The organism is Streptomyces sp. NPDC127108 (genome assembly GCF_042677545.1).
Taxonomy (GTDB): domain Bacteria; phylum Actinomycetota; class Actinomycetes; order Streptomycetales; family Streptomycetaceae; genus Streptomyces.
In genome coordinates, this window is the sequence record NZ_JBHXTE010000017.1 from 48362 (window position 1) to 72983 (window position 24622).

Sequence of the window (24622 nt, forward strand, 5' to 3'; positions counted from 1 at the left end):
CTTCCCCCGTGCACTCACACTCTTGGTACACCGCCCGGACCGAATCGGTTCCCACCCGTCACGCACCAGTTCCCGACCAACGGGCGACACCTGAGAGAATGCTGGGCATGGCCTCTGAACGTCCCCGCTCGACCTCCGGCGAACGTCCCCGTGTGCTCTCCGGGATCCAGCCCACCGCAGGCTCGTTCCACCTCGGCAACTACCTGGGCGCCGTCCGCCAGTGGGTGGCCCTCCAGGAGTCCCACGACGCCTTCTACATGGTCGTGGACCTGCACGCGATCACGGTCCCGCAGGACCCGGCCGAGCTGCGCGCGAACACCCGCCTCGCCGCCGCCCAGCTGCTCGCCGCCGGGCTCGACCCCGAGCGCTGCACGCTGTTCGTCCAGAGCCACGTCCCCGAGCACGCCCAGCTCGCCTGGGTCATGAACTGCCTCACCGGCTTCGGCGAGGCCAGCCGCATGACGCAGTTCAAGGACAAGTCGGCCAAGCAGGGCGCCGACCGCGCGTCGGTGGGCCTGTTCACGTACCCGGTCCTCCAGGTCGCGGACATCCTGCTCTACCAGGCCAACGAGGTGCCGGTCGGCGAGGACCAGCGCCAGCACATCGAGCTGACCCGGGACCTCGCCGAGCGCTTCAACGGCCGCTTCGGGCAGACGTTCACGGTCCCCTCGCCGTACATCCTCAAGGAGACGGCGAAGATCTACGACCTGCAGGACCCGGCGATCAAGATGAGCAAGTCGGCGTCCACGCCGAAGGGTCTCGTCAACCTGCTCGACGAGCCCAAGGCCACCGCGAAGAAGGTCAAGAGCGCGGTCACCGACACCGACACGGTGATCAAGTACGACCCCGTGGACAAGCCGGGCGTCAGCAACCTCCTGACCATTTACTCCACGCTCACGGGCACCGGTATCGCGGAACTTGAGCAGAAGTACACCGGCAAGGGCTACGGTGCGCTGAAGACCGACCTCGCCGAGGTCATGGTCGAGTTCGTGACCCCGTTCCGGGACCGCACCCAGGCGTACCTGGACGACCCGGAGACGCTCGACGCGATCCTGGCCAAGGGCGCGGAGAAGGCGCGTGCCGTCGCGGCCGAGACCCTGGCCCAGGCGTACGACAAGGTGGGCTTCCTGCCCGCCAAGCACTGAGCTCCACCCGGAGCGACCCGACCGAGCACCACCCCGCCGTCCGGCACGGCGGAGACCCCTGCCCACCAACACGACGACAGGAGTACGACGTGGGGACCGTAACGATCGGTGTGTCGATCGCGGTCCCGGAGCCACACGGCAGCCTGCTCCAGGAGCTGCGCGCCGGCTTCGGGGACCCCGCCGCCCACGGCATCCCCACGCACGTCACGCTGGTGCCGCCGACCGAGGTGGAGTCCGGGGCGCTGCCCGCCATCGAGGAACACCTCACGGCGGTCGCCGCCGCCGGGCGGCCGTTCCCGATGCGGCTCTCCGGGACGGGCACCTTCCGGCCCCTGTCGCCCGTTGTCTTCGTACAGGTCGTCGAGGGCGGCTCGGCCTGCTCCTGGCTCCAGGAGCGGGTCCGCGACACCGCGGGCCCGCTCGTACGGGAACTGCAGTTCCCGTACCACCCGCATGTCACCGTCGCCCACGGCATCGCGGAAGAAGCCATGGACCGGGCGTACGAGGAGCTCTCCGAGTACGAGGCCGAGTGGCCCTGCACCGGCTTCGCGCTGTACGAGCAGGGGGCCGACGGCGTCTGGCGCAAACTGCGCGAATTCGTCTTCGGCGGTACGACGGTTCCCCCGCAGGCCGGTGCTCCCGCCGCGCGGGGTACGCTGCCCGCCCGCTGACCTGGCGGGACTCGGGGGAACCCGAGGGGTGCCGGACGGGGGGCTTCCATGCGGGCGTCCAGAGGCGTGGTCGGCGCGATCGCCGGAGTGCTGCTCCTGGCCGGGTGCGGCGGGGACGGTGGGGACGGCGGTGGCTCCGCGGGCGACGCCGACGGATCGCGCGCGCCGGGCGGGCCCGGCGCCGCCAAGGGCGCCTGGAAGATCGTCCACATCGACAAGCGGGCCAGTGGCACCGTGGAGGCCGTCGCGGCCACCGCCGCCGACGACATCTGGGCCGCGGGCACCGACCAGGGCGTGGCCCGCCCCGACCCCTACCTCCTGCGCTACGACGGCACCACGTGGCGGCGCACCCCGCTGCCCGCCGCACTCGGCGGACGCGTCTCCCAGCCCCGGCTCGACGCGTCCGGTCCCGACAACGTATGGCTCCACGGCGTGGCGCGCGGGCACGGCTCCCGCATCGCCCGCTGGGACGGCACCCGCTGGCGCGCCGTCCCGCCGCCGCCCGTCGAGGGTGCCGTCGGCGACCTCAAGGCCTTCGCGCCCGACGACGTCTGGGCGCTCGTCGGCGGCCGGGCCGCGCACTGGGACGGCGCCCGCTGGACCGCCACCCCGCTGCCCGCCGTCGCCAACAGGCTCGACGGGAGCTCCGGGGACCACGTGTGGGCCGTCGGACACCGCGACAGCGGGCCCGGCGTCGGTGGCGCCGGAGGCGAGAAGACCCAGCCCGCCGCCATGCGCTGGGACGCCCGCGCCCGCGCCTGGAAGCTCACACCGACGCCCGCCTACCGCTTCCCCGACCCCGTCCCGCCCGAGCCCGGCGCCTCCCTCGACGGGCTGCTCGCCGTGTCCCGCGACGAGGTGTGGGCGTACGGCGTCCACTCCTTCGACCAGGGCGAAACGCCGACCGGCCCGGCCACCGAGCGCGTCCTGCTCCGCTGGGACGGCACCCGCTGGCGGCAGCAGCCGGACGCCGACACCGACCCCTGCCTCTCACGGCCGCCCGTCGCCCACGACGGCGCGGGCGGCCTCCTCTTCGAACGCCACCGCTTCCGCACCGCCGACGGCTCCTGCCGCAAGGTCCCCTGGCAGCGGCTGCCCGCCACCGGCGCGGTCACCTCGGGCGGCAAGCAGCAGCTGTGGTTCGAGCGGGTGGGGCGGGTGCCCGGGACGAAGCGGTTCGTGGGGGGCGGGAAGGTGTACGTGATGCAGAGCGGGAATCCGCTCGTGCTGCCTGTGGTGGCGGTGTACGAGCCCTGAGGTGGGCGATTTGGTGGGCGGGTCGGGAGGTCTTCTGGCTTGGGGGGCGGGTGGGCCGGGCAGGTCTTCCGGCCCGGGGTGGGTGGGTCGGAAGGGGCTTCCGGCCGAGGGCGGGTGGGGCGGAGGGCTCGTCGAGAGCGGTCGGGGGCGGTCGGGGTCAGACCGGTAGGCGGCGGAACACCGGGCGGGGCACGTGGCGCAGCGCCGACATCACCACCCGCAGCGCGCCCGGCACCCACACCGTCTCCGAGCGGCGGCGCAGGCCCGTCTCGATGGCCTCCGCCACCGCCTCCGGCGTCGTCGCCATCGGAGCCTCCGCCAGGCCCGCCGTCATCTTCGACCGTACGAAGCCGGGGCGTACGACCATGACGTGCACGCCCGTGCCGTGCAGGGCGTCGCCCAGGCCCTGGGCGAAGGCGTCCAGGCCCGCCTTGCTCGAGCCGTAGATGAAGTTGGCCCTGCGGGCGCGTTCGCCCGCCACCGAGGACAGGACCACCAGGGAGCCGTGGCCCTGCGTCTGCAGTGCGCGGGCGCAGACCAGGCCCGCCGAGACCGCTCCCGTGTAGTTCGTCTGCGCCACCCTCACCGCCGACAGCGGGTTGTCCTCGTCCTTCGCCTGGTCGCCCAGGATGCCGAACGCCAGCAGGACCATGTCGATGTCGTTCTCGGCGAAGAGGGTGCCGAGGGTGTCGGCGTGGGACTCCGCGTCCAGGGCGTCGAACGGGATCGTCCGGGCGTCCGCGCCCGTGTCCCGGAGTTGCTTGGCCGCCTTCTCCAAGGCGGGGGAGGGGCGGCCTGCCAGCCAGATCTTGTGGGTTCTGCGGGTTGTGAGGCGGTGGGCTGTGGCCAGGGCGATTTCGGACGTGCCGCCGAGGATCAGGAGGGACTGGGGGGTGCCGAAGGCGTCTTTCATGGGGGTCCTTGGGGGTGTTGTCGTGTGCGGGGTGGTGGGCCCTGCGGGGCATTCCCCAGTCCCGCCCCTTCCCGAAACCGGGGCTCCGCCCCGGGCCCCGGGGGTGGGTGTCCCCTTCGGGTGGGACAGCCTCCGCCGAATCGGCGCTTCGCGCCTCGTCCTCAAACGCCGGACGGGCTGAAAACTTCGCCGGGGCGGGCCGGAGAGGCGCTTGGGGGCGGGGCGGAGAGGTGCTGCGGGGTGGGGCGGAGAGGCGCTGCGGGGTGGGCTGGAGTGGTGCTGCGGGGTGGGCTGGAGTGGTGCTGCGGGGCGGGGCCGGGAGTGCCGGTTGCGTTCCGTGGGGCAAGTTCGGGCGGGTGGGTGGGAGATGGGGGTCTGGGGGCGGAGCCCCCAGGGGGAGGGGCGGGGGTCAGAGGGTCAGGCGGCGGGAGAGGTCCGAGCGGAAGAGGGAGGTGGGGTCGAGGGAGTGGCGGAGGGCGCGGAAATCGGGGAGGCGGGGGTACATCGCGGTGAGGGTCTCGGGGCGGATGCGGGAGTCCTTGGCGAGGTAGACGCGTCCGCCCGCCGCGGCGACTTCGGAGTCGAGCTCGTCCAGGAGGGCGGCGAGGCCGGGAAGGTTCGCGGGGATGTCCAGGGCCAGGGTCCAGCCGGGCATGGGGAAGGAGAGCCAGCCGGGGTCGGCGTCGCCGAAGCGTTTGAGGACGGCGAGGAAGGACGGGCAGCGGTGCCCGGAGATGCGGTGGACGATGCGGCGGAGGGCCTCTTCGGAGCCGTAGCCGACGACGAATTGGTACTGGACGAAGCCGGTGGGGCCGTAGATCCGGTTCCAGTGCGGGACGCCGTCCAGGGGGTGGAAGAAGGCGGAGAGCTTCTGGAGCTGCCCGGTGCGGGAGCGGGGCGCCTTGCGGTACCAGAGCTCGTTGAAGAGCCCCACTGAGCGCCGCCCGAGGAGGCCTTCGGGGACGAAGCGGGGCGCGGCCGGGAGCTGCCGGGGGCGGAAGGCCAGGGGAGCGGTGCGGGCGCGGGCGGGGAGGGCGTCGAGGGGGGCGTGGTCGCCGCGGGTGAGGACCGCGCGGCCGGTGGCGGCGCCGCGGGCGAGGAGGTCGATCCAGGCGACGGAGTAGCGGTAGCGGTGGTCGGTGGCGGTGAGGCGGGCCATCAAGTCGTCGAGGTCGGCGGCGCGTTCGGTGTCGACGGCCATCAGGGACGTCTCGACGGGGTGCAGCTGGAGGGTCGCGGACAGGATGACGCCGGTGAGGCCCATGCCGCCGGCCGTCGCGTCGAAGAGGGGGCTGCCCGGCTCGACGGTGCGCACCGTGCCGTCGGCCGTGAGGAGGTCGAGGGAGCGGACGTGGCGGGCGAAGGAGCCCGACACGTGGTGGTTCTTGCCGTGGATGTCGGCGCCGATCGCACCGCCGACGGTGACGTAGCGGGTGCCGGGGGTCACCGGCACGAACCAGCCGAGCGGCAGCAGCACTTCCATCAGGCGGTGCAGCGAGACACCCGCGTCGCACACGACGGTGCCCGCGTCCGCGTCGATGGCGTGCACGCGGTCCAGGCCGGTCATGTCGAGGACCGCGCCGCCCGCGTTCTGCGCGGCGTCCCCGTACGCGCGCCCGAGCCCGCGCGCGATGCCGCCGCGCTCGGCGCAGACGCGCAGCGCGGCCACGGCCTCCTCGTGCGTACGCGGCCGCATCACGTGGGCGGCGGAGGGGGCGGTCCGGCCCCAGCCGGTGAGGGGGACGGGCGCGCGCGTCGGGGCCGATGCGGGGGCTGAGGGCTGGGTGGCTGGCATGCCAGTGACCGTATCGCCCGTTATTGGAGGCTTTGCTCACCTCCATCAGTCTCCTCACCGAAATGGGTGATTGAGGGAGTGTCATTAAAGATTGCCGTAATTAATGAGGGGTTTTGAGAGAAGAGTTGATATGTGATTAATGAGCGGATTGTGGAGGAGGAAGGGGGCGGGGTGCTGCGTGCCGTCGATCTGCGGCTCCTTGCCGCGCTGCGCGACTGCGGGCGTGACCCGCGCGTGGCCGCCGCGGCCCGCGCCCTGTCGTGGAGCGGCGAGCACGGCGCGCTCTGGCTGGCCGCGGGCCTCGCGGGCGCGGCGCTCGACCGCGAGCGGCGCGCCGACTGGCTGCGCGGCACCGCGCTCACCGCGGCGGCGCACCTGGCCAGCATGGGCGTGAAGCGGATCGTGCGGCGCCCGCGCCCCGGCCACGTCGAGCCGCTGGTGCGCACCGCGGGACGCCACTCCTTCCCCAGCTCGCACGCCACGTCGGCCGTCGCCGCCGCCGTCGCGTACGGCGCCCTGCGCCCGGCCGGAGCCCGCCTCGTACCACCGCTGGCCGCCGCGATGTGCGTGTCCCGCATGGTCGTCGGCGTGCACTACCCGTCGGACGTCGCGGCGGGCGCGGTCCTCGGCGCGTTCGCCGCCCGAGTCGGCACGACCTGGACGGGAGCCCGTACCGATGCCTGAACGCGCCGCCGTCCTCGACCGGAAGCCCCCCGTCGGCCCCGGCCGCCCCAAGCCGGGCCCCGCCGCCCTCCCGCTGGGCCTCCTGAGGACCGCCCGGCCCCGCCAATGGGTCAAGAACGTCCTGGTCATCGCCGCCCCCGCCGCCGCGGGCGAGCTGTTCTCGCGCCACGCCCTGACCCAAGTCGCCCTGGTCTTCGCCCTGTTCACGGCCGCGGCGGCCGCCGTCTACCTCATCAACGACGCACGCGACGCCGAGGCCGACCGGGCCCACCCCACCAAGTGCCGCCGCCCCGTGGCCGCGGGCCAGGTCCCGGTGCCCGTCGCGTACGCCGTCGGCGGGCTGCTCGCCGCCCTCGCGCCCGCCGCCGCGGCCGTCCTGTGCACCCCGCTCACGGCGGCGCTCCTGGCCGCGTACGTCGTGATGCAGCTCGCGTACTGCGTCAGCCTCAAGCACGTCCTCGTCGTCGACCTGGCCGTCGTCACCACCGGATTCCTGATGCGGGCGATGATCGGCGGGGTCGCGCTCGACATCCCGCTGTCGCGCTGGTTCCTGATCACCACGGGCTTCGGGGCGCTGTTCATGGTGTCCGCCAAGCGCTACTCCGAGGCCGTGCAGATGGAGCGGGCCGCGGAGGCCGCCGCGGCCGCCGGGCGTACCCAACGGCTCGGCGCGACACGCGCGTTGCTCACCTCGTACACGACCGGCTATCTGCGGTTCGTGTGGCAGCTCGCGGCCGGGGTCGCAGTCCTCGCGTACTGCCTGTGGGCCATGGAGAGCGGCGGCACCGAGGGCACCGGGCTGCTGCCGTGGCGGCAGCTCTCGATGGTCGCGTTCATCCTCGCGATCCTGCGGTACGCCGTCTTCGCCGACCGGGGCACGGCCGGTGAGCCCGAGGACGTCGTCCTGCGCGACCGCGCCCTCGCCCTGATCGGCCTGGTGTGGCTCGCCATGTACGGGTTCGCGGTCGCGGACTGGTGAGCGCGGTGGGTGCGAGGGGCCGGGGCGGGCGGCCGCGTTCCGTGGTCCGGCGGCTGCGTGCCGCCGGGCCCGAACTGGCCGCGTTCGCCGCCGTCGGCCTGTGCGCGTACGCCGCCGACCTCGGGCTCTTCCTCTGGCTGCGCGGACCCGTCGGCCTGGACCCGCTGACCGCCAAGGCCCTCTCGTTCGTGGCCGGGTGCACGGTCGCGTACACCGGCAACGCCCTCGGCACCTACCGCCGGGACGCGGCCACCGGCAGCGGAGGGGACGGGGTCTCACGGCTGCGTCAGTACGGGATCTTCTTCGCCGTCAACGTCGCGGGCGCCCTCGTCCAGCTCCTCTGTCTGGCGGTGTCGCACTACGGCCTCGGCCTCACCTCGCGGCGCGCGGACACGGTCTCCGGAGCGGGAATCGGCATGGCACTGGCCACTGTCCTGCGATTCTGGGGTACCCGGACCCTGGTATTCCGTTCTCCGAGTGCCCCCGACGGGCAGGCCGGACAGATGGGACGGCCGGGACGGATGACGTGGACGGGGTGACATGAACGGGGTGACATGGACTGGCTGAAGAAGCTTCCGGGCATCGGGCCGCTCGTCGAGCGGCTCATGCGCACACACGCGTGGCACTCCTACGAACGCCTCGACCGCGTCCACTGGAGCAGGCTCGCGGCAGCGATGACGTTCATCAGCTTCATCGCGCTCTTCCCGCTGATCACCGTGGCCGCCGCGATCGCCGCCGCCACGCTCAGCGAGAGCCAGGTGAAGCGCATCGAGGACAAGATCTCCGAGCAGGTCCCCGGCATCTCCGACCAGCTCGACCTGGACGCCCTGATCGCCAACGCGGGCACCGTCGGCGTCGTCGCGGGCGCCCTGCTCCTCGTCACCGGCGTGGGCTGGATCGGCTCGATGCGGGAGTGCCTGCGCGCGGTCTGGGAGCTGGAGGACATCGAGGAGAACCCGGTCCTGCGCAAGCTCAAGGACCTCGGCGTGCTCGCCGGGCTCGGCGGCGCGGGCCTCGCCTCACTGCTCGCCTCCACCGTCGCCTCGACGGCGGTCGGCCGGACGGCCGACCTGTTCGGCGTCGACCGGGACGGAGCCGGTGGCGTACTGCTCCAGGTCCTCGCGTTCGCCATCGCCGTCCTCGCGGACTTCCTGCTCCTGCTGTACGTCCTGACGCTGCTGCCCGGCGTCGAGCCGCCCCGGCGCGCGCTCGTCGTCGCCGCGCTGATCGGCGCGGCCGGGTTCGAACTCCTGAAGGTGCTGCTCGGCAGCTATATGAAGGGCGTCGCCGCGAAGAGCATGTACGGCGCGTTCGGCGTGCCCGTCGCCCTGCTCCTGTGGATCAACTTCACCGCGAAGCTGCTGCTCTTCTGCGCCGCCTGGACGGCGACGAGCAAGGACGCGGGCCCCGCCTCGGCGGCGGAGCCCGCGAAGCCCGTCACGAGCGGCGACGACGCACCAGGTCGGGCAGCGGCCAGCGGCGGTTGAGCAGGAACAGACCGCCCGCGATCAGCGCGAGCACACCGGCCGTGACGCCCAGCGCCACACCCATGCCGCCGGACTTCCCGTCGGACTCCGCGGCCGTCTTGGCGCTGTCGGCGCCGCCCGCCTCGCCCGGGGCGCCCTTGCCGGAGCCGGTGCTCGCGCCCTTGGGCGCGACCAGCTCGCCGACCGGCGAGACCTTGCCGCTGGCGGCGAAGCCCCAGTCGAGCAGCCGGGCCGTCTCCTTGTAGACGGCGTGGCTCTCGCCGGAGTCGGGGTTCATGACGGTGACGAGCAGCACCTTGCCGTCGCGCTCGGCGACGCCCGTGAACGTGTTGCCCGCGTTGGTCGTGGAGCCGTTCTTGACGCCCGCGATGCCCTTGTACGGCTCGACGTCCAGATCGCCGGTCAGAAGCCGGTTGGTGTTCTGGATCTCGAAGGGCTCACGCTTCGTCTTGCCCTTGTCCTTGCCCTTCTTGATCTTCTCCGTCGCGCCGGGGAACTTCGCGGTGGCCGTCGAGCAGTACTCGCGGAAGTCCTTCTTCTGCAGGCCGGAGCGGGCGAACAGGGTCAGGTCGTACGCGGACGACACCTGGCCCTTCTCGTCGTAGCCGTCGGGCGTGACCACGTTGGTGTCGAGGGCCTGCAGCTCCTCGGCGTGCGCCTGCATGTCCTTGACGGTCTGCGAGACGCCGCCGTTCATCGACGAGAGGACGTGCACCGCGTCGTTGCCGGAGCGCAGGAACACCCCGAGCCACAGGTCGTGGACGGAGTACGACTCGTTCTCCTTGACGCCGACCAGGCTGCTGCCCGCGCCGATGCCCTCCAGGTCCTTCAGCGTGACCTTGTGCTTCTGGTTCTTCGGGAACTTCGGCAGCACCGTGTCCGCGAACAGCATCTTCAGGGTGGAGGCCGGGGCGAGGCGCCAGTGCGCGTTGTGCGCGGCCAGGACCTCGCCGGACTCGGCGTCCGACACCATCCAGGACCGGGCCGAGAGCTTCTTCGGCAGCACCGGGGCGCCGCCCTTCAGGTTCACCTGCGTCCCCGGCTTGCCGAGGCGCGCGCCGCCGACCGTCGACATCGACGCGGGCGGCTTCGGCTTGCCCGTCTCATCGGTTCCACCGCCCGGTTTGTCGTCGGCGAACGCGGTGGTGGCGGTCGACAGGGACAGCAGCGTCGCCGTGGCGAGCAGCACGGCGGTCTTTTTCGAGACAGGCACGGACGGAAGCGTACGGGGCCGCTCCGGGGCCGCCGCCGCCGAGGTCGGCCCGGCCCCCGCCGCCGCGCCGCCTGCTCCGGACGCCCCACCCCGAAGGCCACGCGTCAGGCCGGATCGTGATACTGAGCGTATGAAGCTCAGCCGCCCCGTCTCCTGGTTCCTGCTCGCCTTCGGCGTGTGGAGCTGGTTCATCTGGATCACTTTCGTCAAGAACCTGTGGAAGGACGGCAGCGGGCTCGCCTTCGACGACGCGGACAAGCCGACGGGGTACTTCTGGGTGCACCTGACGCTTGCCGTTGTCTCCTTTGCCTTGGGGACGGTGGTAGGGGTCATCGGGTTCCGTGGCGTGCGCGCACTGCGCCGAACGTCATAGCCATGGGGGTCCTCCTGGGTGTGCTCGTCGGGGCAGGAGTGATCGCCGCTTTCGGCGGCCTGCTCTGGTACGTCTGGCGCCGCGTCGTGCGCGACACGACACGCCCCCGTACGGCCTGGCGCCGGGCGGGCACGGTCCTCTTCTTCACGGGCCCGGTCCTGATGTTCGCGGCCCTCGCGGCCGAGCGCGGCGGCGCCCCCTTCCTCCTCCAGCAGCTCCTGGCCTGGCCGGGCTTCCTGTGGATGGCGTTCGCGCTGTATCTGCTGCTTGCGCTGGTGGTGGGGGAGGCGGTCCGTCCGCTTCTGAGCCGCTGGCTGGAGAGACGGTCAGGACGGGTGCCGGAGCCGGAGGCCGATCCAGCCCGTGAGCCGCAGGAGCCGGAGGCCGACTCAGCCCGTGAGGGGCAGGAGCCGGAGGCCGATTCAGCCCGTCCGGCGTTTGAGGACGAGGCCCGAAGGGCCGATGAAGCGGGGACAGGGGCGCAGCCCCATCAGCCCGAAGGGGCACAGCAGGAGGCACGGACGGACCCCCGAAGGGGCGAGCCCGCCGGGGCCCTGACCCGGCGCCTCTTCGTGTCCCGCACAGTCACAGGAACCGCAGCGGCCCTCGCGGCGGCAACGGTGGGCTACGGCACGTACAACGTACTCAGGGGCCCGCGGATCAAGCGCGTAACCGTCCCCCTGGCCAAACTCCCCCGCGCCGCCCACGGCTACCGCATCGCGGTGGTGAGCGACATCCACCTGGGCCCCGTCCTCGGCGAAGGCTTCGCGCGCAAGGTGGTCGACACCGTCAACTCCACGCAGCCGGACCTGATCGCCGTGGTCGGCGACCTGGTGGACGGCGACGTGGCGGACCTGGCGGGCGCGGCCCGCCCCCTCGCGGACCTGAGGGCGCGCCACGGGGCGTTCTTCGTCACCGGCAACCACGAGTACTTCTCCGGCGCCGAGCAGTGGGTCGAGCACGTACGGGAGCTCGGCCTGCGCCCCCTGGAGAACGCCCGCACCGAGCTGCCGTACTTCGACCTCGCCGGGGTCAACGACGTCCAGGGCGAGGGCGAGGGCGAAGGACCCGACTTCGGCAAGGCGCTCGGCGACCGCGACCGCTCCCGCACCTCCGTCCTCATGGCCCACCAGCCCGTCGTCATCCACGACGCCGTCGAGCACGGAGTGGACCTCCAGCTGTCCGGCCACACCCACGGCGGCCAGCTGTGGCCCAACAACTTCGTCGCCGACCTCGCCAACCCGACGCTCGCGGGCCTGGAGCGCTACGGCGACACCCAGCTGTACGTGACGCGCGGCGCCGGAGCCTGGGGCCCGCCCGTGCGGGTGGGAGCCCCGTCCGACATCACCGTCGTGGAACTGGCGTCGCCGAGGGCGTGAGCGCGTCGGGGCCGAAGGCCTCGGTGGGCCGCGGCGGCGCCGCCGGACGGGGCGGGGTGGGCGTGCGGTTCAGCGTGACCAGGACGGTCAGGCCCTCGCCGGGCGCCGTGCTCACCGACACCTCGCCGCCGTGGGCGCTCACCACCCCCTGCACGATGGCCATGCCGAGCCCGCTGCCCGCGCCCCGGCCCGACCGGAAGAAGCGGTCGAAGACCCGGGCCGCGTCCACCGCCGAGAGCCCCGGGCCCCGGTCGGCCACCGTCAGCCGGACCACGCCGTCGCACCGGTCGAGGGCGAGCCGCACGGGGGCGTCGGGGGGCGTGTGCGTGCGGACGTTGGCCAGCAGGTTCGCGAGGACCTTCCGCAGCCCCTGCTCGTCGGCCTGCACCAGGATCGCGCCGTCGGCGGACACCGTGAGCGGCCGGTCCGGCTCCTGCGCCCGCAGGTCGTCCGCCGCGTCCCGCACGAGCCGGCTCAGGTCGACCGAGCGGAACCGGAGTTCGGGCTGCTGGTCCAGGCGGGCCAGGGTGAGCAGCTCCTCCACGAGGTGGTTCATGCGGTCGGTCTCCGCGTTGACGCGGTCCCAGGCGCGGCCGCGGTCCTCGGGGGTGCTGAGCATCCCCCTGTCGTACAGCTGGAGGTAGCCGCGGATCGCGGACAGCGGGGTGCGCAGCTCGTGCGAGGCGTCCGCGACGAACTGGCGCAGCTGGGCCTCGCTGCGCTCACGGGTCGCGAACGCCGCCTCGACCTGCTGGAGCATGGAGTTGAGCGCGAGCCGCAGCTGCTCGGTCTCCATCACCGCGGCGCGGCTGGACGGCACGCGCCGTTTCAGGTCGCCGTCGGCGATCGCGGACGCCGTCTCCACCATGTCCTCCAGCGGGCGCAGCCGCTGGTGCGCGGAGACCATCGTGAGGACCGCGAGCAGCCCGAGCAGGAGCGCGCCGAAGGCGAGGTCGAGCTTGAGCGCCTTGGCGACGCCCGACTGCACGTTCTCCGTCGACGACGCCATGAGCAGCACCGAGTCGTCCTTCAGGCGCACCCCGATCGCGCGGTAGGAGTCGCCGCCGAGCGTCAGGTTCTGCGGCGAGGTGTGCCGCGCGAACGCGTGCGGGTCGCTGACTGCCCGCGCCAGCTCGTACTGGCGGGCGGTCGGCGGCAGCGGGCCGATGTCGACCGGCTTGCCCGCGGCGTCCACCGCGAGGAACGCCGACTCCGCGAGCGGCAGGCCGTTGGCCTTGCTGGAGCCTTCCGACAGGTGCTCCAGGGCGCCGAGTCCGGTGAGGCTCCGGATTTCCTCAAGAGTGATCTTGCTGTTGCGCAACGCCGAGCGGGACGCGCTCAGTTCGGTGTCCACGTTGTCGAGCAGGTAGTGCCGCATGCCCATCAGGCTCACGGCCGTCGCCGCCACGATGCCGAGGGCGAGCAGCGCCACGTTCACGAGCGTGAGCTTGGCGCGCAGCGAGCCCATGCCGAACCGCCGGCCGGAGCGCGGGGCGCGGCCGGGGGTGGTGCGGTCGGGCGAGGCGGCGCGTGGGCGCAGGAGGGCGCGCGGACGGAAGGCGGGGCGCGGACGCGGGGCGGGGCGCGGGCCGGGGGCGCGGAGCCTCATGCCAGCCCGTACCCGACGCCGCGCCGCGTCGTGATGAGCGGTGGCCCCACCTGGTCGAGCTTGCGCCGCAGATAGCTGATGTAGGTCTCCACGACGGTCGACTCGGCCGAGTGCTCGATGTTCCACACATGGCGCAGCAACTGTTCCTTGGGCACGACCCGGCCGCCGTTGCGGACCAGGAAGCGAAGGAGCGCGTACTCCGTCGGGGTCAGCTGCACCGAGCCGCCCTCGCGCCGCACCACGTACGTCGTCTCGTCCAGCTCCAGGTCGCCGTAGCGCAGCGGCGGCCGCTGCGGCAGTACGTCGTGGGGCCGCACCCGGCGCAGGACCGCGCCGATGCGGGCCACGACCTCGTCGATGTTGAACGGCTTGGTGATGTAGTCGTCGCCGAAGCCGAGCGCGCCCACGACCTCCGCGGGCGCGTCCCGCGCGGTGAGGAAGACCAGCGCCAGATCGGGCCGCCGCGCCCGCAGTTCCTGGCCCAGGGCCCGCCCGTCGCCGTCGGGCAGCATCACGTCGAGCAGCGCGCAGTCCGGGCGGGTGCGGTCGGAGGCGGCCAGGGCCTCGCGGACCGTGCCCGCGGTCATCACGTCGAAGTGGTGGTAGCGCAGGGCGATGGCGAGGACGTCGGCGATGGACGGCTCGTCCTCGACGACGAGGACCGTGGCGCGGCCCCGCGCGTCGGCGGGCCCGGCGGCCGAGGCGGCCGCGACATCAGTTCCCCGGTGACCTTCGGCGTGGCTCATGTCCCCAGTATCCGCACGCTCGTTGCACGAAGGGCGGGGTCGCCCTTTGGAGTTCCTTGAGAATCATGGCCGTAACGCGCCGTTGGCCGACCGGACCCCCGATGCTGGGCGCGGAACCCACGGACAGCGGTTGCGGCCCAGGGACGGCGGCGGCAGCCGCGTCAGCGGTGGCATCCACGCGGAGCGAAGGGAGAGTGCGTCGTGACGGCATGGGCGCGGTGGTGTTATCGGCACCGCCTGGTGGTCGTCGTGCTGTGGCTCGCCGCGCTCCTCGGACTCGGCGCCGCGGGCAACTCCGCGGGCACCGACTACGCCAACGTCTTCTCCCTGCCCGACACGGACTCCAAGCGCGCCCACGACCTGATGACGAAGGCGTTCCCTGAGCGCAGCGGCGACACCGACACGGTCGTGTGGAAGACCGACGCGGGCTCCTCGGTCCGCGACGCCGCCGTACGCGACCGGATCGAGCCCGCGCTCCGGCGGATCGCCGCCCTCGACGGCGTCGGCGAGGTCGCGGGCCCCTACGCCACCGGGCCGCGCGCCGCCGCGCAGGTCAGCGCGGACGGGCGGATCGCCTACGCGCAGGTCACGTTCGTCCGCCAGGCCAACGAGATCCCCAAGGAACTGATCGAGCGGGTCGTCGACACCGCCCACGCCGCCGCCCGCGAAGGGCTCCGGGTCGAGCTGGGCGGCCAGGCCGTCGCCCGCACCCTGGAGCCGCCCGCGGGCACCTCCGAGGCCGTCGGCGTCGCGGCCGCCGCCGTCGTGCTCTTCCTCGCCTTCGGCTCGCTCTTCGCGATGCTCCTGCCGATCGTCACCGCGGTGTTCGCCGTCGGCACCGGCGTGCTCGCCACGATGCTGCTCAGCCACGTCACGGACGTACCCGAAGTGGCGCCGCTGCTCGGCTCGTTGATCGGCCTCGGCGTCGGCATCGACTACGCCCTCTTCATCGTCACCCGGCACCGCAGGGGCATCCTGCGCGGCCTGGAACCGCAGGAGTCGGCGGTGCAGGCCCTCAACACCTCGGGCCGCGCGGTGCTCTTCGCGGGCGGCACGGTGTGCGTGGCGCTCGCCGGGATGCTCGTGATGAACCTGCGCTTCCTCGACGGCGTGGTGATCGCCGCCTCCCTGACGGTGGCCCTCGGCGTCCTCGCCGCGATCACGCTGCTCCCCGCGATGCTCGGCGTCCTCGGCGTCCGCGTGCTCAGCCGCCGCCAGCGCCGCGTCCTCGCCGCGTCCGGACCCGAGCCCGAGGAGCCCGGCGGCCTCACCGCGCGCTGGTCCGCCTTCGTGCAGCGCCGCCCGCGCCTGGTCGGCGTCCTCGCCGTCGCCGTCATGGCCGCGCTCGCCGTCCCGCTCCTCTCGCTGCGCCTCGGCGCCACCGACCAGGGCAACCACCAGGAGTCGACGACGACCCGGCAGGCCTACGACCTGCTCGCGGAGGGCTTCGGCCCCGGCTTCAACGGGCCCCTCCAGCTCGTCGTGGACAAGCCGGGACCCGACGCCGCCGCCGGGCTCGTCGAGCGCATCCGCGACACCGAGGGCGTCGCCCGGGTGCACGCGGCCCCGCCGTCCGCCGCGACCGACACCACCGTCATCGAGGTCGTGCCGACCGGCTCGCCCCAGTCCCAGGAGACCGACCGGCTCATCGACCGGCTGCGCGGCGACGTCCTGCCCGCGGCCGGTGCGGAGAACGCCCATGTGGGCGGCGTGACCGCCGTGTTCAAGGACTTCGCGGCGGTGACGTCCGACCGCCTTCCGTACTTCGTGGGTGCCGTCGTCGCCCTGGGTTTCCTGCTGCTCCTGGCCGCCTTCCGCTCCCTCGTGGTGCCCCTGACGGCGGCCCTGATGAACCTGATCGCGGCGGCCGCCTCGTTCGGGGTGCTCGTCGCGGTGTTCCAGTGGGGCTGGGGCGGCGAGCTGCTCGGCCTCGGCCAGGAGGGCCCCATCACGGCCTTCCTGCCCGTCATCATGCTGTCGCTGCTCTTCGGCCTGTCCATGGACTACCAGGTGTTCCTGGTCAGCCGCATGCACGAGGAGTGGACGCACACCCACGACAACGCCCGCGCGGTCCGCGTCGGCCTCGCCGAGACCGGCCGCGTCATCAACTGCGCGGCGCTCATTGTGATCTGCGTGTTCACTGTGTTCCCGGTATTCGTGCTCAGCGGCGACACGGAGGGCGCGATGGCCGGCATCGGCCTGGCCGCGGCCGTCGCCCTCGACGCCTTCATCCTGCGGACGGCCCTCGTGCCCGCCGCGATGCACCTCCTCGGCCGTGCCAACTGGTGGCTCCCGGCCTGGCTCGACCGCCGCCTGCCGCACCTGGCCGTCGAGCCCGAGGAGACGGAGCCGCCCGCCCCGGAGGACCTGGAGGTCCTGGTGGCGGCGGCCCTCGGCACCCCGCGCCCGCCGGTTTCCCCGGCAGTCACCCCCGGCCTCCGGGGCACGGCGGGCGCGGGTGGATCAACCGGAGTGAACCCGTACGGGGCCGCGCACGCGTACGAGGCCGGGGCCAAGGGCACCGCCCGCGACGCCTCCGGTGACGCGGCCAAGTCGCTGCCCCCGTACGACGGCCAGGGGTCCGCGACCCCGTACGGCCCCTACCGACCCGGGCGCCGGACTGCCCCCGGCGCCCGCACACCCGGCGTCCCCGGCCCGCGCACACCCGGAGCACCCGGGTCCCGCGGCGCGGCCGGAGGACATGGCGCACCCAGGGAGGACGACGCACCCATGGCAGGCCACACCCCCAGGGAAGGGGGCGCACCCGGCCCGTACGGCCCCGTCGTGCACGGCTTCATCATCACGCCGGACGGCGACCCCATCCACAGCGTGACCCTCACGCTGCTGTCCAAGGGCGGCAGCCAACTGGACCGGGTGTCGTCCCTGGCCGACGGCTCCTACATCCTCGGCGCCCCCGCCCCCGGCGTGTACCTGCTCGCGGCGACCGCGCCCGGATACGCCTCGAAGGCCCGCCACATCATGCTCGGCGACGGGCCGTTGACGTACGACCTGGAGCTGGTGGAGGCGGTGGGCGGCGGAGTGAACGCCGTGACCTGAACTGACCTGAACTTGCCTGACCCGGACAGAACCTGACCTGGACTCGGCCTGTGGGCGGAGCTGCACCCGCCCACCGGCCTCACCGCCGGGACACCCGCTCGCCGACGACCCGAGCCCACGGGACGGCGAGCGGGAGGACCGGCACAGCGGTGGGCCCCCAACCGGGGGGGCGGCCAACCCGGCACACCCCCGTCGGACCCCGGGGCCACAGGCCCCCGACGGGGGACGGCCCCCCGCCCCGCGGCCCCCCGCCCGAGCCCCCCCGCCGCCCCCGGGTGGGGGCGCGGGGGACCCCGCCACCGGGGGGGCCCCCCCCCCGGGGGGGGCCCCCACCGCTGCTCACGCCGTGCGGACCGCGGGGACACTGGCCCCGTCCGGGATCCGGCCCGCCGCCCGACGACCCCCGTCCCGAGCCGCCGCGCCGCCCCCGCCGCACCTCACCCGTCAACTGCGCCCGCAGCCGCCGCAGTCCGCGGTGCAGCGCCATCCGGACGGCACCGGGCCGCTTGCCGAGCACCCGGGCCGCGCTCGGCCCGTCCATGCCCATCACCACGCCGAGGTAGACGGCCCGGCCCTGGTCCGGCGGCAGCCCGGCGACCAGGTCCAGGGCGTCGTCGGTCGCGAGCGCCTCCAGGACCTCGTCCGCGGTGTCCCGGGCGGCCGGTACGTCGAGCGCGTCGCCGTCGGTGAGGCTGAGCCGGGGACGGCTCAGGCGGCGGCGGATGTGGTCGCGGGCGCGGTTGCGGGCGATGACGGCCGCCCAGCGGCGGAAGTCGCCGCCGTCGCCGGTGAACCGCCCGAGATCACGGGCGATCTGCAGCCATGCCTCGGAGGCCACGTCCTCCGCCTCGTCCCCGACGATGCCGCGCACATAGCCGAGCAGGCCCGGGTGCACCCACTGGTACATCGCCGCGAACGCGGCCTCGTCCCCCTCCTTCGCGGCGGCGAGGGCGCGCGTCAGCGCCGCGTCACCGATCCTCGTACGCCCGCCGGGTCCTGTGTCCTCGGATCCCCCGCCCTCGGGCCGCCGGTCCTCACGCTGTTGGTCCCCACCCCCGCCCACGCGCTACCGCCGTGCCGGTCCCGGCTCGGTCTCGGGCGCCGGGGTGGTCCGTCGCCCCGGCAGCGTCAGGTAGAAGGTCTGGAGGGACTCGGCGGCCCCCGCCTCGTACCGGTTGACGACCTTCCCCAGCGGGCTCCACACCCGCCCGTCCGGCATCCGCACGCCGACGGTCTGCCCGAAGAACTCCCGCTGGCTGTCGTCGAAGTCGATCCACGCCGCCCCCGCCCGGCGCACCAGGACCTCACCGACGTACGCCCCGAATCCGAACAGCGTCCCCGCGACCTCCGCCCGCTCGCGCCCGTCCTTGCGCAGTCCGTCCAGGACGAAGTCCACGACGCGCAGGCTCCGTACGGAGAAGTCCAAAGGCAATCGATTGCGCTCCGTCACATGCGCGACGAACCTGCGCGTGTACCCCCGCATCTCGTCCGCCTGCGGCGGTCTCTTCCCCTCACCGGCCACTCTTTCCCACCCCTCTGGCTCCGCCCCCGTGTGTGCGAGAGCACCGAACGCACTCTCCGCTTAACAAGCGCAACCAGGATCTCAGGCGTCACGGGTGCCGCCGGTGTCCCTTCTCACACGCCCAACTCGCCCTGTCCATACAACCTTTGCCTCTGATCGGCCGTCCGCGAAGCCCTGCGGAATGCCCGGTTTCGGCATGGCGTGGTGGCGGGGCGCCGTCGTGTTGTACAACCACCGCGCCCATCGGGTGAGGACCCGCCTGGGCGAGTGGGGAGGGGGCATCGGCATGGAGATTTCCGGGCTTTCGGAGGGCGTGGGGGAGATGGGCGAGGAGGTGGTGGTGGAGCTGAGCCAGGAGGAGGTGGCGGGGCTCGTGGGGGAAGTGCCGGACCGGCGGGTGGTGTTGGCCGGGGTGGTGGTGCTGCTCCTGGTCTGTGGGGCCTTCGTCGTCGGGGTGCTGTGCTAGGCGCGGGCGAGGGCCGGTCGCTTCGTGTAGTCCGTGAAGCCGACCACGTTCCCCCACGGGTCGGCGATCTCCACGGTCCAGCCCGTCGCCACCGAGGCCGGTTCGGAGAGCACCGTGACGCCGGCCTCGTCGAGTTCGCGGGCCTTCGCGCGGGCGTCCCGCACCTCCAGCCAGACGCGTGGCGCGGGCCACGGCGGGGGGCGGCGGTCGACGCCCTCCTCCACCCGGAGCAGCACCCCGGGGGTCTCCGCGCCCACCTTCAGGATGGCCAGCCCGGCCTCGTCCAGGCGGTACGTGAGCGGGAATCCGGCCCGCTCGTAGAAGCCGACCGCCTCGTCGAGGTCGCCCACGGGGAACAGTGCGTTGTCGAATCCGAGCAGGTCGGAGGCCGTCGACGGCTGGCTATTGTCTGACATGTCGTCAGAATACGGGTCGTTTCGGCTCAGGGGCCGCGTCGAGGCCGCACGGCGCGTGTCCCTGCCGGGAAGCCTGGCTGGGAGCTCCGCGCCTCGTCCTCAAACGCCGGACGGGCTGGGAATGTGCCGGTAATTTTCAGCCCCTCCGGCGTTTGAGGAGCGGGGTCTGGGGCGGAGCCCCAGTTTCGGAGAAGGGGTGGGACTGGGGCGCACCGCGAGGCCCCCCGGCCCGCGCCCAAGTGAACCCCACCCACACCAACCCCCACGCCGCCACCGCCACCCACAGCAGCACCCGCCCAAGGGCCCGCAGCCAGGGCACGTCCGTCACCACGCCGGTGGACAGCGCGGCCACCGCCGTCATCCCGAGCGGGAACACGGTGGCCCACCGCCGCACGTCGTAGTGGAACCGCGGCCAGACCACCTCCGCGGCGAGCAGCACCGCGTACCAGGCGAGCGCGAGCCCGAGCAGCACGAAGGCCAGGACGCGCAGCACGTCGTGGCCCGTGCCGGGCCACAGCGGTACGGCGGTCAGCCTGGAGGCGGCGAGCGCGGAGATGGCGAGGGCGCCGCCCGCCACCCAGTGGTCCCCGGCGCCCGTCGTGGTCTGCCGGAAGTCGAAGCGCGGCAGCGCGTAGGCGTACAGGAGCAGCCCGAGGGCGAAGCACGCGAGGGCCGCGTCGCCCAGCCAGTCGCCCTCGCCCGCGAGGCACAGCGTGGCCGCGAGGACGGCGAGGCCCTGGGTGGCCACGCACACCAGGAAGACACCGCCCGGCATGCCGTGCCGCCGCCAGTGCTGCACGACCGCGAGCAGCAGGCCCGGCCACACCAGGGCGGCGACGGCGAGCAGCGCGATCGCGAGTTCGGGCCAGCCGAGGAGGGCGAAGCGGGTGCCGACGACGGTCGTCGCCGCGACCGCGGTGAGGGCCGGCGGGGTGACGGCCGCCGCCGTCCACCGGGAGCGGTCGCGCACCAGGAGGTCCACGAAGTCCGCCGCCAGAATCAGCCACAGGACGCAGGAGACGGCGAGGAAGATCTCCGACAGGACATCGTGCCCCGTCAGGTACAGGCCCACCGAGATGATGCCGGTCGCCATCACGCAGGCACCGGCGGCCGGGGTCACCTCGTCCCGCCATTCCCGTCTCACAAGGCCATGACACCGCACACCGCGGACCGCCACCAGTCGGCCTACGCCAGGCTTGCGGGCCCTGCGGCCTACGCGTCGTATGGACGGTGTGAACGCCACCGAACCGGCAGCCCTCCTCCTGCGGACCGGCCGCTTCCTGCGCCGGGGCGAGGCCGCGCCCGACCTGCACAGCGTCCGGATCGAGGGCGGCCGCGAGGGCGACGTCTTCTACCGGGACCGATGGAGCCACGACAAGGTCGTGCACTCGACGCACGGGGTGAACTGCACCGGCTCCTGCCGCTGGAAGGTGTACGTCAAGGACGGCATCATCACCTGGGAGACACAGGCCACCGACTACCCGACGGCGGGCCCCGACCGCCCCGAGTACGAGCCCCGCGGCTGCCCGCGCGGCGCCGCCTTCTCCTGGTACACGTACTCGCCGACCCGGGTGCGCTATCCGTACGTCCGGGGCGTACTGCTCGACATGTACCGCGAGGCCAAGCAGCGCCTCGGCGACCCCGTCCTCGCCTGGGCCGACATCCAGGCGGACCCCGAGCGGCGCCGGACGTACCAGCGGGCGCGCGGCAAGGGCGGCCTGGTGCGGGCGAGTTGGGACGAGGCCGTGGAGATCGTCGCCGCGGCGCACGTGCACACCATCAGGACGTACGGCCCCGACCGGGTCGCGGGCTTCTCGCCCATCCCCGCCATGTCGATGGTGTCCCACGCGGCCGGTGCCCGCTTCATGTCGCTGATCGGCGCGCCCATGCTGTCGTTCTACGACTGGTACGCGGACCTGCCGGTGGCCTCGCCGCAGGTCTTCGGCGACCAGACGGACGTCCCGGAGTCCGGGGACTGGTGGGACGCGGCCTACCTGATCATGTGGGGCTCGAACGTCCCGGTGACACGGACGCCCGACGCGCACTGGATGGCCGAGGCGCGCTACCGGGGCCAGAAGGTCGTGGTCGTCGCCCCCGACTACGCCGACAACGCCAAGTTCGCCGACGAGTGGCTGCACCCGCACCCCGGCACGGACGGCGCGCTCGCCCTCGGCATGGGCCACGTCATCCTGCGCGAGTGCTTCGTCGAACGGCGCGTCCCGTTCTTCGACGACTACGTACGCCGCTTCACCGACCTGCCCTTCCTCGTCACCCTGACCGAGCGCGACGGGGCGTACGTACCGGGGAAGTTCGTGCGCGCCGCCGACCTCGGTGACGACGGCGAGGGCGCCGAGTGGAAGACGGTCGTGCTCGACGAGCTCACCGGGCGGCCGGTCGTCCCCGGCGGCTCGCTGGGCTTCCGCTGGACGGAGTCCGGGAAGGGGAAGTGGAACCTCGACCTGGGGGACGTACGGCCGCGGCTCTCGCTGTACGAGGAGGACCCGCGCGGCGTCGAGGTGCTCCTGCCGCGCTTCGACACCGAGGGCGGCGCGCACGGGCAGGGGCGGGGCGAGGTCGTACGGCGCGGGGTGCCCGCGATCCGGCTCGCCGGGCCCGGGAGTCCGCTGGTCACCACCGTCTTCGACCTGCTGCTCGCGCAGTACGGCGTGGGGCGCGATGGCCTCACCGGGCAGTGGCCGTCCGGCTACGACGACGCGTCCGCGCCCGGCACCCCCGCCTGGCAGGAGGCGCACACCTCCGTCCCCGCCGCCAAGTGCGCGCGGATCGCCCGGGAGTTCGCGCGGACAGCCGAGAAGTCCAAGGGCCGCTGCATGATCCTCATGGGCGCGGGCACCAACCACTGGTTCCACTCCGAGACCATCTACCGGTCCTTCCTCGCCCTGCTCCAGCTCACCGGCTGCCAGGGCCGCAACGGCGGCGGCTGGGCGCACTACGTCGGCCAGGAGAAGTGCCGCCCCGCGACCGGCTGGGCCACCCTCGCGGGCGCGGGCGACTGGTCCCGGCCGCCCCGGCAGATGATCGGCGCCGCGTACTGGTTCCTCAACACCGACCAGTGGCGCTACGACACCTTCGGCGCCGACGTGCTCGCCTCGCCGCTCGGCGAGGGCCGGTTCGCGGGGATGACGGCGGCGGACTGCCTGGCGCAGTCGACCCGGTCGGGCTGGATGCCGTCGTACCCGACGTTCGACCGCAACCCGCTCGACCTCGGCGAGGGCGACGACCCGGTGACGGCGGCCGTGGACCAACTGCGTTCGGGGAAGCTGAAGTTCGCCTGCGAGGACCCCGACGCGCCGGAGAACTGGCCGCGCGTCCTCACCCTGTGGCGGGCCAACCTCCTCGGCTCATCCGCCAAGGGCGCCGAGTACTTCACCAAGCACCTCCTCGGCACCCACTCCTCGCTGCGCGCCGAAGAGGCACCGCCCGAGGCCCGCCCCCGCGACGTGACCTGGCACGAGCGGGCCCCGGAGGGAAAGCTCGACCTGCTCCTCTCGCTGGACTTCCGCATGACGTCGTCGACGCTCCTGTCCGACATCACGCTCCCGGCCGCCACCTGGTACGAGAAGCACGACCTGTCGACCACCGACATGCACCCCTTCGTGCACGCCTTCACCCCGGCCGTCGACCCGCCCTGGCAGGCCCGCACCGACTTCGAGACGTTCCGCGCCATCGCCGACCGGCTCAGCGAACTGGCCGCCGACCACCTCGGCACCCGCAAGGACCTGGTCGCCACCGCCCTCCAGCACGACACCCCCGGAGAGATCGCGCAGCCCGGCGGCGTCGCCCTGGACTGGCGGCGCGGCGAGTGCGAGCCCCTGCCGGGCAGGACGATGCCCGCGCTGGCCGTCGTCGAGCGCGACTACACCGCGATCGGCGCCAAGTTCGCCGCGCTCGGCCCGCTGGTGGAGAAGCTCGGGCTGCCCGCGAAGGGCATCGCGCTGCACCCCGACGAGGAGGTGACGGCGCTCGGTGCGCTCAACGGCGTCGTACGCGAAGGGCCCGCCGCCGGACGCCCCCGCCTCGACACCGCAGTGAAGGCCGCCAACACCATCCTCGCCCTGTCCGGCACCACCAACGGCCGCCTCGCCACCCAGGGCTTCCGCACCCTTCAGGCCCGCACCGGCCAGGAGATGGCGCACCTCGCCGCCGAGCACGAGGGCAAGCGCATCTCGTACGCCGACACGCAGGCCGCGCCCGTCCCCGTGATCACCTCGCCCGAGTGGTCCGGCAGCGAGTCCGGCGGGCGCCGCTACACCGCCTTCACCCTCAACACCGAGCACCTCAAGCCCTGGCACACCCTCACCGGACGCCAGCACTTCTTCCTCGACCACGACTGGATCCACGAACTCGGCGAGGCTCTGCCCGTGTACCGGCCGCCCCTCGACATGCACCGCCTGTTCGGCGAACCCCGCCTCGGCGCCGACGGGGAACGGGAAGTGACGGTCCGCTACCTCACCCCGCACAACAAGTGGTCCATCCACTCCGAGTACCAGGACAACCTGTTCATGCTGTCCCTCTCCCGAGGCGGCCAGGTCATCTGGATGTCCCCGGACGACGCGGCGGCGATCGGCGTCCAGGACAACGACTGGATCGAGGCGGTCAACAGGAACGGCGTGGTGGCCGCCCGCGCCGTCGTCTCGCACCGCATGCCCGCAGGCACCGTCTACATGCACCACGCGCAGGAACGCACCGTCAACGTCCCCAAGGCGGAGACGACCGGGAAGCGCGGCGGCATCCACAACTCCCTGACCCGGCTGCTCCTCAAGCCCACCCACCTCATCGGCGGCTACGCCCAGCTCTCCTGGGCCTTCAACTACCTGGGCCCCACCGGCAACCAGCGCGACGAGGTCACCGTGATCCGCCGCAGGACCGAGCAGGAGGTGACGTACTAG

Annotated in this window: 20 protein-coding genes and 1 pseudogene; 12 read left to right on the forward strand and 9 right to left on the reverse strand. The window is 73.3% G+C overall.

Going from position 1 to position 24622, the window contains the following annotated elements; translation table 11 throughout:
- Nucleotides 1-107: 107 nt before the first annotated feature.
- The 3 genes from trpS to ACFVHO_RS16090 all read left to right on the forward strand — a co-directional run bounded on the left by trpS (nucleotide 108) and on the right by ACFVHO_RS16090 (nucleotide 3073).
- A complete protein-coding gene (trpS, locus tag ACFVHO_RS16080) occupies nucleotides 108-1145 on the forward strand; it encodes a tryptophan--tRNA ligase (RefSeq protein WP_385714005.1) in 1038 nt (345 codons plus the stop codon).
- A gap of 89 nt (nucleotides 1146-1234) precedes the next feature.
- A complete protein-coding gene (locus ACFVHO_RS16085) occupies nucleotides 1235-1816 on the forward strand; it encodes a 2'-5' RNA ligase family protein (protein ID WP_385714007.1) in 582 nt (193 codons plus the stop codon).
- 48 nt (nucleotides 1817-1864) lie between these two features.
- Nucleotides 1865-3073, forward strand: coding sequence for a hypothetical protein (locus ACFVHO_RS16090; RefSeq protein ID WP_385714010.1), 1209 nt, complete (start codon nucleotides 1865-1867; stop codon nucleotides 3071-3073).
- A 157-nt stretch (nucleotides 3074-3230) separates the two neighbouring features.
- On the opposite strand, the gene ACFVHO_RS16095 is transcribed toward ACFVHO_RS16090, so the two are convergent.
- Both ACFVHO_RS16095 and ACFVHO_RS16100 read right to left on the reverse strand, forming a co-directional pair.
- Entirely contained in the window at nucleotides 3231-3986 is a 756-nt protein-coding gene (locus ACFVHO_RS16095; protein WP_385714013.1) for a decaprenylphospho-beta-D-erythro-pentofuranosid-2-ulose 2-reductase, read from the reverse strand.
- Between the two features lie 409 nt (nucleotides 3987-4395).
- The gene (locus ACFVHO_RS16100) at nucleotides 4396-5781 is read right to left on the reverse strand and encodes an FAD-binding protein (RefSeq protein ID WP_385714015.1); all 1386 of its coding nucleotides are present in this window, start codon (nucleotides 5779-5781) and stop codon (nucleotides 4396-4398) included.
- Between the two features lie 150 nt (nucleotides 5782-5931).
- Between ACFVHO_RS16100 and ACFVHO_RS16105 the strand changes: the two genes are divergently transcribed.
- The 4 genes from ACFVHO_RS16105 to ACFVHO_RS16120 are packed head-to-tail and all read left to right on the forward strand — an operon-like array spanning nucleotide 5932 to nucleotide 8931.
- Complete coding sequence (locus ACFVHO_RS16105; protein ID WP_385714018.1) at nucleotides 5932-6465, forward strand: phosphatase PAP2 family protein; 534 nt, start codon at nucleotides 5932-5934, stop codon at nucleotides 6463-6465.
- On the forward strand, nucleotides 6458-7444 hold the full coding sequence (locus ACFVHO_RS16110; RefSeq protein ID WP_385714021.1) for a decaprenyl-phosphate phosphoribosyltransferase: 987 nt from the start codon (nucleotides 6458-6460) through the stop codon (nucleotides 7442-7444). The genes ACFVHO_RS16105 and ACFVHO_RS16110 overlap by 8 nt, the downstream gene beginning before the upstream one ends.
- Before the next feature lie 53 nt (nucleotides 7445-7497).
- Nucleotides 7498-7983, forward strand: coding sequence for a GtrA family protein (locus tag ACFVHO_RS16115; RefSeq protein ID WP_385714277.1), 486 nt, complete (start codon nucleotides 7498-7500; stop codon nucleotides 7981-7983).
- A gap of 15 nt (nucleotides 7984-7998) precedes the next feature.
- Nucleotides 7999-8931 carry a YihY/virulence factor BrkB family protein gene (locus ACFVHO_RS16120; RefSeq protein ID WP_385714024.1) on the forward strand — a complete coding sequence of 311 codons (933 nt, stop codon included), beginning with the start codon at nucleotides 7999-8001 and terminating at the stop codon, nucleotides 8929-8931.
- Here the strand turns inward: ACFVHO_RS16120 and ACFVHO_RS16125 are convergent.
- Nucleotides 8882-10144 carry a D-alanyl-D-alanine carboxypeptidase family protein gene (locus ACFVHO_RS16125; protein WP_385714026.1) on the reverse strand — a complete coding sequence of 421 codons (1263 nt, stop codon included), beginning with the start codon at nucleotides 10142-10144 and terminating at the stop codon, nucleotides 8882-8884. The two genes, ACFVHO_RS16120 and ACFVHO_RS16125, sit on opposite strands and share 50 nt — an antisense overlap.
- A gap of 130 nt (nucleotides 10145-10274) precedes the next feature.
- Here ACFVHO_RS16125 and ACFVHO_RS16130 point away from each other — a divergent pair, with 130 nt between their 5' ends.
- Complete coding sequence (locus ACFVHO_RS16130) at nucleotides 10275-10517, forward strand: SCO4848 family membrane protein (protein WP_385714028.1); 243 nt, start codon at nucleotides 10275-10277, stop codon at nucleotides 10515-10517.
- 2 nt (nucleotides 10518-10519) lie between these two features.
- Complete coding sequence (locus ACFVHO_RS16135; protein WP_385714031.1) at nucleotides 10520-11896, forward strand: metallophosphoesterase; 1377 nt, start codon at nucleotides 10520-10522, stop codon at nucleotides 11894-11896.
- Here the strand turns inward: ACFVHO_RS16135 and ACFVHO_RS16140 are convergent.
- Nucleotides 11862-13364, reverse strand: a complete 1503-nt coding sequence (locus ACFVHO_RS16140) for a sensor histidine kinase (RefSeq protein WP_385714279.1) — start codon at nucleotides 13362-13364, stop codon at nucleotides 11862-11864. The genes ACFVHO_RS16135 and ACFVHO_RS16140 overlap by 35 nt on opposite strands.
- Before the next feature lie 137 nt (nucleotides 13365-13501).
- Nucleotides 13502-14251: a response regulator transcription factor gene (locus tag ACFVHO_RS16145; RefSeq protein ID WP_385714034.1), complete on the reverse strand. Its 750-nt coding sequence runs from the start codon at nucleotides 14249-14251 to the stop codon at nucleotides 13502-13504.
- A 201-nt stretch (nucleotides 14252-14452) separates the two neighbouring features.
- Here ACFVHO_RS16145 and ACFVHO_RS16150 point away from each other — a divergent pair, with 201 nt between their 5' ends.
- Nucleotides 14453-17308, forward strand: a complete 2856-nt coding sequence (locus ACFVHO_RS16150; protein WP_385714036.1) for an MMPL family transporter — start codon at nucleotides 14453-14455, stop codon at nucleotides 17306-17308.
- 436 nt (nucleotides 17309-17744) lie between these two features.
- On the opposite strand, the pseudogene ACFVHO_RS16155 reads toward ACFVHO_RS16150, so the two are convergent.
- Both ACFVHO_RS16155 and ACFVHO_RS16160 read right to left on the reverse strand, forming a co-directional pair.
- Nucleotides 17745-18284: pseudogene (locus ACFVHO_RS16155) on the reverse strand (RNA polymerase sigma factor); the annotation flags it as partial.
- Nucleotides 18285-18374: 90 nt separating this feature from the next.
- The gene (locus ACFVHO_RS16160) at nucleotides 18375-18791 is read right to left on the reverse strand and encodes a hypothetical protein (RefSeq protein WP_385714039.1); all 417 of its coding nucleotides are present in this window, start codon (nucleotides 18789-18791) and stop codon (nucleotides 18375-18377) included.
- Nucleotides 18792-19116: 325 nt separating this feature from the next.
- On the opposite strand from ACFVHO_RS16160, the gene ACFVHO_RS16165 reads away from it, so the two are divergent.
- A complete protein-coding gene (locus tag ACFVHO_RS16165) occupies nucleotides 19117-19296 on the forward strand; it encodes a hypothetical protein (RefSeq protein ID WP_385714042.1) in 180 nt (59 codons plus the stop codon).
- Here ACFVHO_RS16165 and ACFVHO_RS16170 read toward each other — a convergent pair.
- Together ACFVHO_RS16170 and ACFVHO_RS16175 are read right to left on the reverse strand one after the other, a co-directional pair.
- Complete coding sequence (locus ACFVHO_RS16170; protein ID WP_385714045.1) at nucleotides 19293-19712, reverse strand: VOC family protein; 420 nt, start codon at nucleotides 19710-19712, stop codon at nucleotides 19293-19295. The two genes, ACFVHO_RS16165 and ACFVHO_RS16170, sit on opposite strands and share 4 nt — an antisense overlap.
- Nucleotides 19713-19848: 136 nt before the next feature.
- The gene (locus ACFVHO_RS16175; protein WP_385714048.1) at nucleotides 19849-20856 is read right to left on the reverse strand and encodes a tellurite resistance/C4-dicarboxylate transporter family protein; all 1008 of its coding nucleotides are present in this window, start codon (nucleotides 20854-20856) and stop codon (nucleotides 19849-19851) included.
- 88 nt (nucleotides 20857-20944) lie between these two features.
- On the opposite strand from ACFVHO_RS16175, the gene ACFVHO_RS16180 reads away from it, so the two are divergent.
- Nucleotides 20945-24622 (forward strand): nitrate reductase subunit alpha, encoded by a 3678-nt coding sequence (locus tag ACFVHO_RS16180; RefSeq protein WP_385714051.1) that lies wholly within the window; start codon nucleotides 20945-20947, stop codon nucleotides 24620-24622.

Excerpts from the sequence above, each read along its gene's own strand:
- ACFVHO_RS16090 (WP_385714010.1), top strand. The coding sequence starts at position 1,865 with ATGCGGGCGTCCAGAGGCGTGGTCGGCGCGATCGCCGGAGTGCTGCTC.
- ACFVHO_RS16135 (WP_385714031.1), top strand. The coding sequence starts at position 10,520 with ATGGGGGTCCTCCTGGGTGTGCTCGTCGGGGCAGGAGTGATCGCCGCT.
- ACFVHO_RS16140 (WP_385714279.1), bottom strand. The coding sequence starts at position 13,364 with ATGGGCTCGCTGCGCGCCAAGCTCACGCTCGTGAACGTGGCGCTGCTC.
- ACFVHO_RS16160 (WP_385714039.1), bottom strand. The coding sequence starts at position 18,791 with ATGCGGGGGTACACGCGCAGGTTCGTCGCGCATGTGACGGAGCGCAAT.
- trpS (WP_385714005.1), top strand. The coding sequence starts at position 108 with ATGGCCTCTGAACGTCCCCGCTCGACCTCCGGCGAACGTCCCCGTGTG.
- ACFVHO_RS16170 (WP_385714045.1), bottom strand. The coding sequence starts at position 19,712 with ATGTCAGACAATAGCCAGCCGTCGACGGCCTCCGACCTGCTCGGATTC.
- ACFVHO_RS16120 (WP_385714024.1), top strand. The coding sequence starts at position 7,999 with ATGGACTGGCTGAAGAAGCTTCCGGGCATCGGGCCGCTCGTCGAGCGG.
- ACFVHO_RS16145 (WP_385714034.1), bottom strand. The coding sequence starts at position 14,251 with ATGAGCCACGCCGAAGGTCACCGGGGAACTGATGTCGCGGCCGCCTCG.
- ACFVHO_RS16165 (WP_385714042.1), top strand. The coding sequence starts at position 19,117 with ATGGAGATTTCCGGGCTTTCGGAGGGCGTGGGGGAGATGGGCGAGGAG.
- ACFVHO_RS16100 (WP_385714015.1), bottom strand. The coding sequence starts at position 5,781 with ATGCCAGCCACCCAGCCCTCAGCCCCCGCATCGGCCCCGACGCGCGCG.
- ACFVHO_RS16095 (WP_385714013.1), bottom strand. The coding sequence starts at position 3,986 with ATGAAAGACGCCTTCGGCACCCCCCAGTCCCTCCTGATCCTCGGCGGC.
- ACFVHO_RS16130 (WP_385714028.1), top strand. The coding sequence starts at position 10,275 with ATGAAGCTCAGCCGCCCCGTCTCCTGGTTCCTGCTCGCCTTCGGCGTG.
- ACFVHO_RS16110 (WP_385714021.1), top strand. The coding sequence starts at position 6,458 with ATGCCTGAACGCGCCGCCGTCCTCGACCGGAAGCCCCCCGTCGGCCCC.